The organism is Intestinimonas massiliensis (ex Afouda et al. 2020) (assembly GCF_001244995.1).
In the GTDB taxonomy this organism is placed as follows: Bacteria; Bacillota; Clostridia; order Oscillospirales; family Oscillospiraceae; genus Intestinimonas; species Intestinimonas massiliensis.
Window position 1 is genome coordinate 1,058,700 of the sequence record NZ_LN869529.1, and the last position, 15,290, is coordinate 1,073,989.

Genomic DNA, 15,290 nt, shown 5'->3' on the forward strand with positions numbered 1-15,290 from the left:
CACAATTTTAATCTGGTTATTCTTGACTTCCCTTTGGTCCAATGATACAATCTAATTTACAATACCAGATTAGGAGATTCTTTTTATGAGTTTCAAAATTATTGTGGACAGTTGCTGCGACCTGACCCCCTCCCTCCTGCGGGAGCCCTGCTACAGCAGCGTCCCCCTCACCATCCGGGTGGGGGACAAGGTTATCGTGGATGACGCCGCCTTCGACCAGGCGGAGCTGCTGTGGCGGATGAAGGAAAGCGAGAGCGCTCCCCAGACCTCCTGCCCCTCCCCCGCCCAGTATCTGGACGCTTTTGACTGCGGCGCCGACGAGCTGTACGTGGTCACCCTCTCCGCCCTGCTGTCCGGCTCCCATAACAGCGCCCAGCAGGCCCGGCAGATCTGGCTGGAGGAGCATCCGGATGCCAAGGTGCACATCTTCAATTCCTGTTCCGCCTCGGCCGGGGAGGCGCTTTTGGCCATGAAGATCCGGGAATTTGCCTCTCAGGGTCTGCTCTTCCAGCAGGTCATCCGCGAAGTGGACCGCTTCTCCCGGGACATGCAGACCCTGTTCGTGCTGGAGTCCCTGGACAATCTGCGGAAGAACGGGCGGCTCACCGGACTGCAGTCGGTGGTCACCGGGGCCCTGCGCATCAAGCTGCTGATGGGGGCCACTCCCGAGGGAGAAATCTGCAAAAAGGGTCAGGCCATCAGCATCAAACAGGCTCTGTCCAAAATGGTGGAGCTGATGGTCAAGGACGCCAAGCATGTGGGCCGGACCCTGGTGCTCTCCCACTGCAACTGCCTGGAACGGGCCTTCCAGCTCAAGGAGATGGTGCTCAAGGCCTGTCAGTTCCGGGACGTCGTCATTGTGGAGACCAGGGGCATCAGCACCGTCTACGCCAACGACGGCGGTATCGTCGCCGCCTATTGAACGAAAAAGGTGCCGGAACCAAAGAATTGGTTCCGGCACCTTTTTTGGCGTCTATCGCTCCTTGCCCACGGGCCGCAGGCGGGCCATAACGTACTCGTCCACATAGCGGCCATTTCGCACGGTGGTCATACGCTTGCACCCCTCCTTCTCAAAGCCCAGCTTTTCATAGAGGTGGATGGCCTTAACGTTGTCAGTGAACACCTCCAGCTCCACCCGGACCAGCATGAGCCAATTGTCGGCCAGATCCAGCACCGCCTGCATCAGCGCGGTACCCACGCCCTTCCCCTGCCAGTCGGTGTGGACAAAAATGCCCACGTCGGCCGTGTGGCGCATCCGAAGCTGGGGCTTCACCTTAAGCCCCACCACACCGATAACCGTGCCGTCCGGGGTCACAGCCACAAAATTGTGGTCGTCGGGCCCCAGCGACGCGATGCCGTCCTGGTTGCGCTTGACCCGCTCCGAGGGCAATCCCAGCGTGTTCTCGAATACCCCCGGCATCCGACGCAGGGCGTTAAAGCCCTCCGCGTCCTGCGGCCCAATGGGTCGTATGCTGTATTCCATCTCTCTTCCTCCTCTTATCGAATGTTTCCATTGCCTTCGGTGGACAGATATGCGGTGTCGTCCCGGATACAGATCACCACATCCGGCCGATACTCCTCCAAATACTCCAAAATACCCTTCTGGTCATAATAGCGCAGATCCAAACTGCGGGTCTCATTGAAGCCGGTATAGAACAGGGTCTCCAGCGGATTCGTGAACGAGTCCCCAAAAATCAGCAGATTGGGCAGCTCGGGCCGGTCCGTCCGGAGGATGGTCTCGGCCTTGTCGCCCCCCATATACACGTCGTAGGTCACCTCTGCCGCCGGGTCCTCCGGCAGCTCGTACAGGGTCGCCGGAACCGGGGCCCCGTTGTCCGTCCGGGTAAAGGGGACAGGCGCGGCCTGCACTCCGATAGAGAGCTTCTCCGCCCCGGTCCACAGGCCGTAGAGCTTTCGGTTCCGGGACCCCAGGAAGGGATTGGGCGCGGGCACGATGGTCAGCTCCTCCTCTGTCAGCACCGGCAGGTTCCACCCCGTATCGGCATTGATATGCGCCATCATAGCCTGATAGGAGGCGAAAGCTCCCCGGTAGCTGAAATGATGGTCGGAGGCGGAGTAGCAGCCCGCTGGCCTCCCCTGGGCCGCGAATACGTCCCCCATATTCAGGAAATCCAGCCCTTTCTCCTCCATAGAAGCGGCAAAAGCGGCGGTCATACCGTCTACATGCCATTTGCGGTTTTCCAGATAATCCGGGTAGCGGTCGTAGAAATAGGAGCTCTGAAGAGGGACGCCCAAGTAATAGAACCGGCCGCCCCAAGTCTCTAACGTCTCGTTCAGCCGGGCAAGGCCCTCGGTGACCTGGTCCGCCGTTTCGGCCAGATAGGCAAGGTCCCAGGTTCCATATGTCTGGAAGGGCAGCAGCACGTCAGCGGCCACCACCACGTCGTTGACCACAGGCTTTTGCAGCAGCCGGTAGTCGATTTGGGTGTTGAGGCCCAACAGCCGGTCCCGGCTGGGGATGTGGTCGGTCAGCCAGGTATCCCAGGCGCTGAAGTATGCCCCGCTGAGCAGGTCCGCCGTCTGGTACTCCGGCATGGCTGCCAGAGTGCGGTTTTCATAATAAGAGGTCTGATTGTCCGCCCCCCGCAGGGCGATGAGCAGCGGCACCGCCGCCAGAATCCCCAAAAAGCACAGCAGGAAACCCATCTGTGAGGCCCGTTTCATGGCTTGTCCCCCTTTCAGAAGCGGAAATAGATGAAGGGATTGAAGCTGGAGCTCACCAGCCGCAGGAAGGACAGGCCAAACATCCCCAGCGCGATGAGCTTGGGGCCCCAAGCCAAAAGGGCTTGGGCCGCAGCACCGCTCTTTGACTCCAGCCAGTTTTGGAGCCAGCTCTTGACGGGCATGGCCGCAGGGATGGCCAGGAGGAGTTCCCAACGAAATTCCAGCAGATAATAGGTGGTGCGGCCGTCAGTAAGCCCTCCCTGGGCAAAGCCCGCCATGGCCTGCAAAAACCGCACGGCATAGTCCAAGGTCTCGGCGCGGAACAGCACCCAACTCACGACAATCAACACCATGGCGTAAAGGTGTCGCAACGCCGCGGGAGCCCGCTCCAGAATTCTCCCCCAGCCGTACTTTTCTCCCAACAGCAACAGCCCGAAATAGAGGCCCCAGCACAGGAAATTCCACGCCGCCCCATGCCACAGGCCGGTGAGCGCCCAGACCACCAGGATGTTGCGGATATGCTTCCAGTGGGCGCAGCGGTTGCCCCCCAGCGGAATATAGAGGTAATCCCGGAACCAGGTGGACAGGGAAATATGCCACCGCCGCCAGAACTCCGTGACGGACTGAGAGAGATACGGGTAGTTGAAATTCTCCAGGAAGTGAAAGCCGAACATCCGCCCCAAGCCGATGGCCATATCAGAATAGCCCGAAAAGTCGAAGTAGATCTGCCCCGTATAGGCCGCCGCCCCCAGCCAGGCCAGCGCGGTGGTCAGGAACTCCGGCCGGGTGGCATAGACCTGGTCGGCCAGCAGGCCGAGCTGGTTGGCCAGCAGCATTTTCTTGCCCAAGCCGAAGAGAAAGCGGACCGCTCCATCTGTAAACGCATCCAAAGTCTCCCGTCGGTTCCGGATCTCGTCCGCCACGGTGGTATAGCGGACAATGGGGCCCGCCACCAACTGGGGAAACAGGGAGATATAGAGCGCTACCCGCAGAGGGTTGCGTTCAGGCGCAGCCTCTCCCCGATAAACGTCCAGCACATAGCTCAACCCCTGAAAGGTAAAAAAGGAGATCCCGATGGGCAGCGCCACTTCCGGCACCGGAAGCCCGGTCCAGATGCGGTTCAGGTTTGCCCCCAGAAAGCCGGCATATTTGAACCAGCCCAGCAATCCCAGGTTGACTGCCGTCACCAGGCCCGTCCACAGCCTGCGTCTCCGTCGGTCCGGAGCGGCCAACAGGCCCCCCGCGTAGTTGACCGCGATGGAGAGCAGCATCAGCAGCAAAAATCGGGGGCCGCCATAGCCGTAAAAAAACAGGCTGAACAGCAGCAGGACCAGATTCCGTCCCTCTCGCAGACGGGCCGGCAGCAGAAAGTAGACCGCCAGCAACAGCGGTAAGAACACAAACAGAAAGCTGATGCTGCTAAAGACCATGAAGCGCCTCCCAATGCCGTATCAAAGCGTGTTGTATAGGATACCACAAACAAGCCTGTTTGCCAACTCTCTTTCCTGCATGCGCGCGCAGCACCAGTGAGTGACAAATGCTCAGAAAGCTGGTATAATGCCTATACTTGACCGCAAAGGTGGAACATACGATATGGACCTGTGCAACATCAGCGACATCAAGGCCCTGCTGGGCCGACATGGCTTCCATTTTTCCAAATCCATGGGGCAGAACTTTCTGATCGCCTCCTGGGTGCCCGAGGATATGGTAGCCGGAGCCGGAGTGACCCGGGAAAACGGTGTGCTGGAAATCGGCCCCGGTATCGGCCCGCTCACCGTCCGGCTGTCCGGCGCGGCGGCCAAAGTCGTGGCCGTGGAGCTGGACCGCGCCCTTCTCCCTGTGCTGGCCGAGACCTTGGCCGGGCGGGACAACGTACAGGTCGTCCCCGGGGATATCCTCAAGCTGGACCTGGCCGCCCTGGTGGAGCGGGAGTTTTCCGGCCTGGTCCCCATGGCCTGCGCCAATCTGCCCTACAACATCACCACGCCGGTGCTTACCGCCCTCATTGACTCCGGCCTCTTCTCCGCCATCACCGTAATGATCCAGCGGGAGGTGGCCGCACGGATCTGCGCCGCACCGGGCACCTCAGATTACGGGTCCTTTTCCGTCTACTGCCAGTACCACACCCTTCCCGAGCTTCTCTTCGACGTGCCCCCGGAGTGCTTCGTCCCCGCCCCCAAGGTGACCTCCTCGGTCATCCGTCTCACACCCAGGCCCGCCCCGCCGGTGGAGGTGGATCAAAAGCGCTTTTTCCAGGTGGTCAAAGCCGCCTTCGGTCAGCGCCGCAAAACTCTGCTCAACGCCCTGTCCGCCGGGCTGGGAGATTGCGGCGACAAGGAGCGGCTCCGGGCCGCCGTCGCGGCCTGCGGCCTTCCCCCCGATGTCCGCGGCGAGCGGCTGGGCATTCCGGAATTTGCCGCCCTGACCCGCGCGCTCTACTCCTGAGCAGGCTCTTTTTGCACAAAACCCTGCAAATTCAAACGGCGATCCGTTTGAATTGCCACTTCTCCGCCAATTCTTGGGTTTCCCTTGCAATTTGTATGGTTCTATCTTACAATAATGACAACTCTCACCCACACCAAAGGAGGCTCTTTTTATGGAACTCACCCAAAATCGCGCAGTTTTGGACTGGATCGACCAGATGTTCAACCTGTGTCAGCCCGACTCCATCGTCTGGATCGACGGCTCTGAAGCGCAGTTGGAGGAGCTGAGGGCTCAGGCGGTGGCCACCGGCGAACTGACCAAGCTGAACGAGGAAAAGCTGCCCGGCTGCTACCTGCACCGCACCGCCCCCAACGACGTGGCTCGGGTGGAGGACCGCACCTTCATCTGCTGCCGGAAGCAGGAGGACGCCGGCCCCACCAACAACTGGATGGACCCTCAGGAGATGTACGCCAAGCTCTTCCAACTGTATACCGGCGCCATGAAGGGCCGCACCATGTACGTCATCCCCTACTCCATGGGCGTGGTGGGCTCCCCCTTTGCCAAGTACGGCATCGAGCTCACCGACTCCATCTACGTAGTGCTCAATATGGCCATCATGACCCGGGTGGGGCGGCAGGTGCTGGACGCCCTGGGGGACTCGCCCGACTATGTCAAGGGTCTCCACGCCAAAGCGGACATTGATCCGGAGAACCGCTATATCGTCCACTTCCCCGAGGATAACACCATCATGAGCGTCAACTCCGGCTACGGCGGCAACGTGCTGCTGGGCAAGAAGTGCTTCGCTCTGCGCATCGCCTCCGTTCTGGGCCGGGATCAGGGCTGGATGGCCGAGCATATGCTCATTCTGGGCATCCAGAACCCGCAGGGCGAGGTTCGCTATCTGGCCGCCGCCTTCCCCTCGGCCTGCGGCAAGACCAATCTGGCCATGCTCATCCCCCCTGAGCACTACCGCAAAGCCGGCTGGAAGGTCTGGTGCGTGGGCGACGATATCGCCTGGCTCCGTGTGGGCAAGGACGGCCGCCTATGGGCCATGAACCCCGAGTACGGCTTTTTCGGTGTGGCGCCGGGCACCAATGAGAAGTCCAACCCCAATGCCCTGGCCTCCACCCGCGAGGGCACCATCTTCACCAATGTGGCCCTCAACCTGGACGACAACACCGTGTGGTGGGAGGGTCTGGACAAAAATCCGCCCCAGCACGCGCTGGACTGGCTGGGCAATCCCTGGAACGGCACCACCTCCGGTGAAAAGGGCGCCCACCCCAACTCCCGCTTCACCGCTCCCGCCAAAAACTGCCCCTGTATCTCCCCGGAATTTGAACGCCCCACCGGCGTGCCCATCTCCGCCATCGTCTTCGGCGGCCGCCGGGCCAAAACCGCTCCCCTGGTCTATCAGTCCCGCGATTGGGACCATGGGGTCTTCGTAGGCTCCATTATGGCCTCCGAGACCACCGCAGCCGCCGCCGGCGCGGTGGGCGTGGTCCGCCGGGACCCCATGGCCATGCTCCCCTTCTGCGGCTATCACATGGCCGACTACTGGCAGCACTGGCTGGACATGGGCAAGGTGCTCGGCGAAAAGGCCCCTAAGATCTTCAACGTAAACTGGTTCCGCACCGACGACGAGGGCCACTTCATCTGGCCCGGCTTCGGCGATAATCTGCGGGTGCTGGAGTGGATCATGAAGCGCTGCTTTGACGAGGCCGACGCGGTGGACTCCCCCATCGGCTATCTGCCCAAGGCCGAGGACATCGACCTGGAGGACGCCGGCGTAGATCTGAACACTCTCAAGGGCCTGCTGGAGGTGGACCGGGCCCTTTGGCAGGAGGAGGCCGCCGGTATCCACACCTTCTATCAGAAGTTCGGCAACAAGCTGCCCCAGGAGCTGTCCGATTCGCTGGAGGAGCTGGAGGCCCGTCTGGCCGAATAGCAGCCTCCTTCAAAAGAGGAGCCGGGATTTTTCGGCTCCTCTCTTTTTTATATTCCATAATGTTATAATATGTGTAATATAAGAAGGTATTTTTATGGACGCGTCATTGTTCTGCGCACGAAAAAGGCTCTGAAGGTTTATATGAGCCCGGTCCGACAGCCGCTTCTGCGGACGCTGGGCGGCTGCCTGCCGCAGGACAAGGGCCGCATGATTCATGCTCCAGCCATGTGCTGAATCGCGATCGCGTACATCGGCGGGGAACGGCAAAATTCATGGTGGCTTTCTGCGGCGGGATAAGGTAAACTGGGGCCAGACCATACTGCGGAGGATCGCTATGGAAGCCTATTATTATCAACAGATGGACCGGATCGGGCAAAGCGTCTACCACGCAATGAAAACCGGATTTGCCGAGCTGCGCCCCTCCTTTCCGGTCCCGTGTCTGGATGGCCGCCGGTTGAGCGACGTCTTTTTCAAGCTGCGTCTGGACTGCCCTGACATCTTTTACGTCACCGGGTTTTCCTACCGCCTTGTCCCGGGGGCCTCCAATGTGGAACTGCTGCCGGACTATCGGTTCGGCAAGGGTAAGGTGCGCGAGCATCAAAAGGCCCTCTCCGCCCGGATCGACAAGCTGGTCCGCCCGGCTATGGCCCTGACTGCGGCGGAGAAAGAACAATATATCCACGACTTCATCTGCCGGAATGTGCACTACGACAAGCTGAAGAAGCCCTATTCCCACGAGATCATCGGACCGCTGAGCCAGGGCGTGGGAGTGTGTGAGGGGATCGCCAAGTCGGTCAAGGTCCTGTGCGACGCGCTGGACGTGTGGTGTATCATCGCGATCTCCGAAGCGGCGCCGGACCGAGGTATCCAGTACCGCCATGCTTGGAATGTCCTTCGGCTGGATGGGCGGTATTTTCACCTGGACGCCACCTTCGACGCCTCCCTGAGCCGGGACGGCCCGCTTCGGCACGACTACTTCAATTTGGATGACAAACACCTGCTCCGCGACCATGAGCCGGCCATGTACCCTATTCCCGCCTGCACGGACGGGGAGCGGTTCTACTACCGGGAGAAAAAGCTCTCCTTCACCAAGACGGAGGAGGCATGCAAGCGGGCGCAGCAGGCCATTCGAAAAGGCCTTCCTTTTCTCTTCCACTGGAGAGGTGGTCCTCTGACCCGGGAGGTGCTGCGGGAACTGCTGCTGGGACTGGAGCAGGCGGCGCAGCAGAAGGGCCGTCACGCGGCGGTGTCCCTCAACTGGCCCCAGGCGGTGCTGCTGGTCCGCTTTCCAGAGCAGGCACCCGAGCAGGAGGTCATCTCGGAGGAGGCCAACGAGGCGGAGCGATATCAGGCACCGGACCCATAAGCCCGTCTCCTAAAATCACCACGGGGTCCCTGAACGGGACCCCGTGGTGATTTTTTACGATAGGTTGCCGCTACTGTCCGACCGATCTCCGAACAACGTCTGCCATCTCGCCCCACCGGCGCTCCATATCGGAGACCAGTTTGAACTGTGTCCGGCAGCGGTCCAGGTTCTGACCCTCCCGGTGGACCGCAAAATAGTGGTCTCCCTCCAGATAGTCGGTCAAAAAACGCATCCCGCACTCAAGCGTCATTAATTTTGCCCCCCAGGGCAGATATTCCAACTCCGCGGAGGTCAGAGAGCCGGCACAGCCCTCTAAAAATCCCCGGGTATAGACGGCAAATAAATCCAGATCAAAGCCAACCTTGGATAAGTCCTTTTCATCCTCCGGCGCATGATTGGCTCCAAACCGGATGGAATCCCCAAAATCGTTGATGGCCAGGCCCGGCATCACGGTATCCAGGTCGATCACGCATACCGCTGCCCCCGTCCTGCGGTCCAGAAGCACATTGTTGAGCTTTGTGTCGTTGTGTGTGACGCGCAAGGGGAGCTTCCCGGCCCGCTGGGCCTCCAGCGCCACAGAGCAGTCGGGCTCCCGGGCCAGAACGAAGTCGATCTCCGGGCGGACGCCTCCGGCCCGGCCCATCACGTCGGCCTGTACAGCCGCCTTGAACCTGCGCAGGCGGTCCTCGGTGTCGTGGAATTTTTCAATGGTCTCGAACAGCGTGTGCGCCGGATAGTCCCGCAGACGCCTCTGAAACTGCCCGAAGGCCCGGGCCGAGGCGGCAAAGAGCTCCGGCGTTTCAGCGGATTGGAGACAGACGGTATCCTCGATAAAGGGCATACATCTCCAAGCGCGCCCCCCCCGGTCGGTATAAAAGGTCTCACCGGCCCGGGTATGCAGAATGGTGAGGGTCTCCCTCTCCGGGTCGCCGCCCTCCTCCGTTATGATCCTTTTCAGGTAGTCGGTAACCCCGACGATATTCTGCATGAGCTGGACCGGGCTGCTGAAAGCGGCGTCACTGATTCGCTGCAGAATGAATCGGACGCAGTCGCCCTCCGGCGGCTGCGTATGTACGCAGAACGTGTCGTTGATATGGCCCTGCCCAAAGCGGACGGCCCCCACCACAGGCGCATGGAGGTCGTACGCCTCCAGTACCTCACCAAGGTACTTCTCTGCCGGCTGCATCACACGCCCTCCTCATACCCGTTTGGGTTCATGCTCTGCCACTTCCAGGAGGAGGCGCACATTTCATCAATCCCGTATTCCGCCTGCCAGCCCAGCTCCGCCAAGGCCCTGGACGGGTCGGCCCAGCACGCGGCAATGTCGCCGGGACGGCGGGGGTCCAGCACATAGGGAAGGGGCTTGCCGCAGGCCCGCTCATAGGCGTGGAGCACATCCAGTACGCTGTACCCCCTGCCCGTGCCCAGGTTGCAGATAAACAGGCCGCAGTTCTGGTCGAGCTTGTTTAACGCGGCCACATGGCCGCGGGCCAAATCCACCACATGGATATAGTCCCGCACACCGGTGCCGTCGTGGGTGGGCCAGTCGCTGCCGAACACGTGGAGCTCAGGCAGTTGTCCCACCGCCACCTTGGCGATATAGGGCACCAGATTGTTGGGGATGCCGTTGGGGTCCTCTCCAATCCGCCCGGAAGCATGGGCGCCGATGGGGTTAAAATACCGCAGCAGGGCCACATTCAGACTGGGGTCTGCGGCGCAGCAGTCGGTGAGGATCCGTTCCAGGAAGAGCTTTGTGGTCCCATAGGGGTTGGTGGTGGACAGGGGGAAATCCTCCCGGATGGGGACGCTGGCTGGATCGCCGTATACGGTGGCGGAGGAGGAGAACACAAAATTCCGCACCCCATGGGCGCGCATGGCGTTCAGCACCGTCAGGGTGTTCACCAGATTATTGGTGTAATACTCCAGAGGTTTACACACGCTCTCCCCCACAGACTTGAGCGCGGCAAAATGAATCACGGCTTGGATATCCGGATGCTGAGCGAACAGTGTCTCGACCCCGGCGGCGTCGCACAGATCCACCTCGACAAAGGGAATGGGCTTCCCCACAATTTCCTCCACCCGGCGGACCGCCTCACGGCTGGAATTGACCAGATTGTCGGCAATCACGATGTCGTAGCCTGCATGGATGAGCTCCACACAGGTATGGCTGCCAATATAGCCGGCGCCGCCGCTGACCAGAATAGACATATATACCACTCCTTACTGTATCAGGCTTCTATGGCCATTGTACTGACGAATCGAAAAAAGGAAATGGACGGTTTTGCAGAATATTTGCACGATTGGATTTGTCGCACCGTCCGGCCTACTCCCCCGGGTCTTCTGATTCAATGCCCGGACGCTGCCGATAGACTCGCTGTGGGATAGGGCATGGCGGACCTCATCATGGCTCGGACTGGGATCGGCTCCCAGATCGCTGCTGTTTTCGGTACTCCATGGGACTCATCCCCGAGAGCTTGCGAAAGCTTTGGGAAAAGTAGCTGGGAGAGGAAAAGCCCAGCATATGGGCGATCTGCGACAGCGAGTGGTCCGTGGTGCTGAGGAGATAGCGGCTCTCCTGGATACGCCGGGAAATGAGATAGTTGATGGGCGAGATGCCGTATTCCCGGCTGAAGGCATGGACCATATAATACTTATTGACGTGGGTCAACTGCGAGAGCAGCTCCAGATTGATGCTCTCCTTAAAGTGGCTGTCGATATACCGGCGCACGGCGGCGCACTCCTTACTGGTCCTCCGCCCCGTCGGCGCTACGCTGAGCGTGAAATTGGTCCTGCGCATGAGGCGGACCAGCAGCACCTCCAGCAGGTCCTGACACACCACCTGATAGCCCTCCGCCTTTGTCTCGATCTCCCGCAGCATGGCCCGCAGATAGAAGAGCATCTCCTCGCCCCCGCCCCGGAAATTGACGAGGGCATATCGGTCGTCCCCGTCCTCAGCGGGCTCGAACTCCAGCCCCTCCACCCCCAGAACGATGTACTCCAACGGGCTGGCATTGAGACTCAGCTCCGTATGCTCCACATTGGGATTGACGATAACCAGATCGTCGGTGGAGACCGGCAGCAGCCGGTCAGCAATGTTGAACTGTCCCATCCCGCCCACCACATAAAACAGCTCCGTGCAGGCGTGGGTGTGCAGGAGGCTGTGCCAGTCGCCGCCGTATTTGGCGGTACTCACATACAGCAATTTGGTGACTGAGCGGTCAATGGGGCTCGGGTTTCCCCCGGAAAGCTCATAGCGGTCGTTGCTCACGGCCATCCCCTTACCATCGCTTTAGAATTCTTGCGTTAGAAACCTAAAATGCTTGCGTTTCAATCATAGCACACTGTCTCCCGTTCTGCAATCTGAAAAAAAGAAAGTAATTGCGCCTCACAACTCAATCTTTTTCTTTTATTCGGCATTTCTGTTAAAATCCTCGGCGCAATTTTGTGGATATTATGCACAAAACAAGTTTTTCAATTCCGCAATTATTATTTAAAAAGCCAGAAAAGCAATTTTTCTAAAAATGCACGCAAGAATAAAATTGAACTGTGGCTTCCATCGGCTATACTTAAAGTATCTCAAGCGGCGGGTGTGCTCCAAAGCCGCCGCCCATCTAAAACAATTTAACAGGAGGTCAAGAGGAAATGAAAATGAAAAATGTGCTCAGCGCCGCTTTGACCGGCGCCCTGATGCTCTCCCTGTTTGCCGGGTGCTCCGGCGGCAGCGGCTCCAGCCCCTCTCCCAGCGCTTCCGCCTCCCCGGAGGCCTCCCAGCAGCCCGAAGCCACCACCATTCAGGTGGCCGCCCTGGAATCGGGCTACGGCGCCGACATGTGGCGGGAAGTCGCCGACGCCTTCACTGCGCAGACCGGCATCCAGGTGCAGCTCACCGTGGATAAGAAGCTGGAGGATGTCATCGGTCCCGCTATGCAGGGCGGCGAATTCCCTGACGTGATCCATCTGGCCACCGGCCGCGAGGCCGGCCTGACCGATCAGTTCATCAAGGACAACAACATCATGGATATCACCGACGTGCTCTCCATGACCGTGCCCGGCGAGGACGTGAAGGTCAGCGACAAGATCGCCGGCGGCTTCACTGACACCTCCCTGACCAACCCCTACGGCGATGGGAAGACCTATCTGGCCCCCATGTTCTACTCTCCCTGCGGCCTGTTCTACAACAAGGGCCTGTTTGATGCAAAGGGCTGGACTGTTCCCACCACCTGGGACGAGATGTGGGCGCTGGGCGACCAAGCGGCGGCTGAGGGCATCTCGCTGTTCACCTACCCCACCACGGGCTACTTCGACGCCTTCTTCTATGCGCTGATGTACTCTGTGGGCGGTCCCGAATTCTTTGACAAGGCTACCCACTATGAGGAGGGCATCTGGGATACCCCCGAGGCCCAGACCTGCTTCGACATCGTGACCAAGCTGGCCTCCTACACCGACCCTGTCACCCCTGCCCAAGCCAACGACAATGACTTCACCCAGAACCAGCAGCTCGTGCTGGACAACAAGGCCCTGTTTATGCCCAACGGCACCTGGATCGTGGGCGAGATGGCCGAGGCCCCCCGCGCGGATGGCTTTGAGTGGGGTATGACCGCGCTTCCCGCGGTGGAGGCCGGCGGCGACGGCTACAGCTACACCTGGTTTGAGCAGGCCTGGATGCCCGCTGGCGCCGAGCATGTGGAGGCCGGAAAGCAGTTCCTCGCCTTCCTGTACAGCGACACCGCCTGCGAGATCTTTGCCAAGGCCGGCGCCATCCAGCCCGTGTTGGGCATTGCCGACAAGCTGGAGGGCGACAACGTGATGTTCTACTCCATCTACGACAACGGCGCCAAGGCAGCCATGGGCAACTTCGCCGCCTATAACTCCGTTGCCGGGCTGGGCACGGTTCGTGAGGTATTCTTCGATCCGGTGAACAAGCTGGTCTCCGGCAACGCCACCGAGCAGGCGTGGATCGACGGCATCAAGGCCGCCAGCGACCAGATGCGCGCCAATCTGAAATAAACAGAAGCCATGGAAGCGGCGGTGAGCGGAAAGCTGCTCACCGCCGCCCTATTCTTCCCGAAAGGAGCCGAGCATGTGAACAAGCACAGCGGACGCCGCCGGTTCATTGCCCTGTGTGTGGCGCCGGCCGCCCTCCTCTTCGCCTTCTTTATGGTCCTCCCCACTCTGAACGTATTCCGCATGTCCCTTTTTGAGCGGGGCGCCTATTCCCCTACGGAAACCTTCGTGGGACTGCAAAATTTCAGGACCCTGCTCCAGGATGCCAAATTTATCTCCTCCATGCAGAATACCATCCTGCTCATCGTGGTGGTCACCGTGGTGACCTTCGCCTTCGCCCTGGTGTTCGCCGGCATCCTGACCCGGGAAAAGATCCGGGGGCAAAATTTCTTCCGCATCATCTTCTATATTCCCAACATTCTCTCCGTGGTAGTCATCGCGGGTATCTTCTCCGCCGTCTACAAGCCAGAAAACGGGATGCTGAACAGCATCCTATCCATGTTGAAGGGTGAGACTGTGATGGTGCTCTGGAAGGACCAGCCCCTGGTCATCGTCAGCATCATCATCGCCATGGTGTGGCAGGCCATCGGTTATTACATGGTCATGTATATGGCCTCCATGGCCAGCGTGCCACAGAGCCTCTACGAGAGTGCCGCTCTGGACGGGGCCGGTCGGATAACGCAGTTTTTCCAGATCACCATCCCCCTCATCTGGACCAACATCCGTACCACCCTCACCTTTTTCATTATCTCCACCATCAACATGGCCTTCCTTTTTGTCAAGGCCATGGTGGCCAAGGGGATGGCCGATGTGGGCCTCAGCTTCATGTATAACCAGAAGGACGCGGGTCTGTATGGCTACAGCATGGCGGCGGGCGTGGTCATTTTTCTCTTCTCCTTCGCGCTGGCCGGTCTGGTGAACTGGGTCACCCGGCGCGAGCCGCTGGAATTCTAAGGAGGTGCGTCGCAGCATGGATCAAGTTAAAAAACACGGTGCGGGTGAGCGCCTCTACAAGGTCTTTCTCTACGTCGCTCTCATCACCCTGGCTATCTGCATCATCGTGCCGGTGGCCTGGGTCTTTCTGGCCTCCATCAAGCAAAACCGCGAGTTTTATGGGAACCCCTGGGCGCTGCCCGCCGGGTTCTACTGGCAGAATTTTACCGACGCCTGGAATGCCGCCCGGATGGGTGAGTATATGCTCAACTCGGTCATCGTCACCGTACTGGCGCTGCTGCTGCTGCTGGCGGTGGCCCTCCCCGCGGCCTACTGCCTGTCCCGCTTTCACTTCAAAGGCCGCCGGTTCCTGAACACTTGCTTTATGGCCGGACTCTTCATCAACGTCAACTACATCGTGGTCCCCATCTTCCTCCTGCTCAAGGATGGGGACGCATTCCTCAAAAATACCGTCGGCGGAGGGTTCCTGCTGAACAATATTTTTGTACTGGCGGTAGTTTACGCCTCCACGGCCCTGCCCTTTACCATCTACCTGCTGTCGGGCTACTTCGCCACCCTGCCCCATGATTTTGAGGAAGCTGCCTATATCGACGGCGCAGGCTACGGCCGGACCATGGTGAGCATCATCTTCCCTATGGCCCAGCCCTCCATCATCACCATCATCCTCTTCAACTTCCTCTCCTTCTGGAACGAGTATATCATTTCCATGACCCTGATGAGCTCGGCCAAGGGTCCCAAGACTCTGCCGGTGGGACTGCTGAACCTGATGCAGGCCCAACAGTCCAAGGCCGAGTACGGTATTCTGTACGCCGGTCTGGTGCTGGTGATGCTGCCCACGCTGATCCTCTACATCTGCGTGCAGAAAAAGCTGACCCAGGGTATGACCGTGGGCGGTCTGAAAGGATAGGTGCC

13 protein-coding genes are annotated in these 15,290 nt (G+C 59.7%); 7 read left to right on the plus strand and 6 right to left on the minus strand.

Translation table 11 applies throughout. The annotated features are described in order from the left end of the window. Positions 1–85: 85 nt before the first annotated feature. The gene (locus BN2154_RS09085; protein ID WP_050618489.1) at positions 86–922 is read left to right on the plus strand and encodes a DegV family protein; all 837 of its coding nucleotides are present in this window, start codon (positions 86–88) and stop codon (positions 920–922) included. Between the two features lie 51 nt (positions 923–973). Here BN2154_RS09085 and BN2154_RS09090 read toward each other — a convergent pair whose 3' ends face one another. The 3 genes from BN2154_RS09090 to BN2154_RS09100 are packed head-to-tail and all read right to left on the minus strand — an operon-like array spanning position 974 to position 4,115. Further along, a complete protein-coding gene (locus BN2154_RS09090) occupies positions 974–1,483 on the minus strand; it encodes a GNAT family N-acetyltransferase (protein ID WP_050618490.1) in 510 nt (169 codons plus the stop codon). A 14-nt stretch (positions 1,484–1,497) separates the two neighbouring features. Continuing rightward, complete coding sequence (locus BN2154_RS09095) at positions 1,498–2,685, minus strand: alginate O-acetyltransferase AlgX-related protein (protein WP_050618491.1); 1,188 nt, start codon at positions 2,683–2,685, stop codon at positions 1,498–1,500. 14 nt (positions 2,686–2,699) lie between these two features. Further along, the gene (locus BN2154_RS09100) at positions 2,700–4,115 is read right to left on the minus strand and encodes an MBOAT family O-acyltransferase (RefSeq protein ID WP_050618492.1); all 1,416 of its coding nucleotides are present in this window, start codon (positions 4,113–4,115) and stop codon (positions 2,700–2,702) included. A 163-nt stretch (positions 4,116–4,278) separates the two neighbouring features. On the opposite strand from BN2154_RS09100, the gene rsmA reads away from it, so the two are divergent. The 3 genes from rsmA to BN2154_RS09115 all read left to right on the plus strand — a co-directional run bounded on the left by rsmA (position 4,279) and on the right by BN2154_RS09115 (position 8,420). Then, positions 4,279–5,130, plus strand: a complete 852-nt coding sequence (gene rsmA / locus BN2154_RS09105; protein WP_050618493.1) for a 16S rRNA (adenine(1518)-N(6)/adenine(1519)-N(6))-dimethyltransferase RsmA — start codon at positions 4,279–4,281, stop codon at positions 5,128–5,130. Positions 5,131–5,281: 151 nt separating this feature from the next. Next, complete coding sequence (locus BN2154_RS09110; RefSeq protein WP_050618494.1) at positions 5,282–7,054, plus strand: phosphoenolpyruvate carboxykinase (GTP); 1,773 nt, start codon at positions 5,282–5,284, stop codon at positions 7,052–7,054. Positions 7,055–7,388: 334 nt separating this feature from the next. Continuing rightward, positions 7,389–8,420, plus strand: a complete 1,032-nt coding sequence (locus BN2154_RS09115; protein ID WP_050618495.1) for a transglutaminase domain-containing protein — start codon at positions 7,389–7,391, stop codon at positions 8,418–8,420. Between the two features lie 70 nt (positions 8,421–8,490). On the opposite strand, the gene BN2154_RS09120 is transcribed toward BN2154_RS09115, so the two are convergent. From BN2154_RS09120 to BN2154_RS09130, 3 genes are all read right to left on the minus strand, one after another. Next, positions 8,491–9,606: a phosphotransferase enzyme family protein gene (locus tag BN2154_RS09120; RefSeq protein WP_050618496.1), complete on the minus strand. Its 1,116-nt coding sequence runs from the start codon at positions 9,604–9,606 to the stop codon at positions 8,491–8,493. After that, positions 9,606–10,628, minus strand: coding sequence for a UDP-glucose 4-epimerase GalE (gene galE / locus BN2154_RS09125; RefSeq protein WP_050618497.1), 1,023 nt, complete (start codon positions 10,626–10,628; stop codon positions 9,606–9,608). The genes BN2154_RS09120 and galE overlap by 1 nt, the downstream gene beginning before the upstream one ends. 193 nt (positions 10,629–10,821) lie before the next feature. Next, complete coding sequence (locus BN2154_RS09130; protein WP_242853729.1) at positions 10,822–11,613, minus strand: AraC family transcriptional regulator; 792 nt, start codon at positions 11,611–11,613, stop codon at positions 10,822–10,824. A 455-nt stretch (positions 11,614–12,068) separates the two neighbouring features. On the opposite strand from BN2154_RS09130, the gene BN2154_RS09135 reads away from it, so the two are divergent. From BN2154_RS09135 to BN2154_RS09145, 3 genes are all read left to right on the plus strand, one after another. Continuing rightward, positions 12,069–13,427, plus strand: coding sequence for a carbohydrate ABC transporter substrate-binding protein (locus BN2154_RS09135; protein ID WP_368014001.1), 1,359 nt, complete (start codon positions 12,069–12,071; stop codon positions 13,425–13,427). Positions 13,428–13,502: 75 nt separating this feature from the next. Further along, entirely contained in the window at positions 13,503–14,378 is an 876-nt protein-coding gene (locus tag BN2154_RS09140) for a carbohydrate ABC transporter permease (protein ID WP_050619595.1), read from the plus strand. A 16-nt stretch (positions 14,379–14,394) separates the two neighbouring features. Continuing rightward, the gene (locus tag BN2154_RS09145) at positions 14,395–15,285 is read left to right on the plus strand and encodes a carbohydrate ABC transporter permease (protein ID WP_050618499.1); all 891 of its coding nucleotides are present in this window, start codon (positions 14,395–14,397) and stop codon (positions 15,283–15,285) included. Positions 15,286–15,290 lie beyond the last annotated feature (5 nt).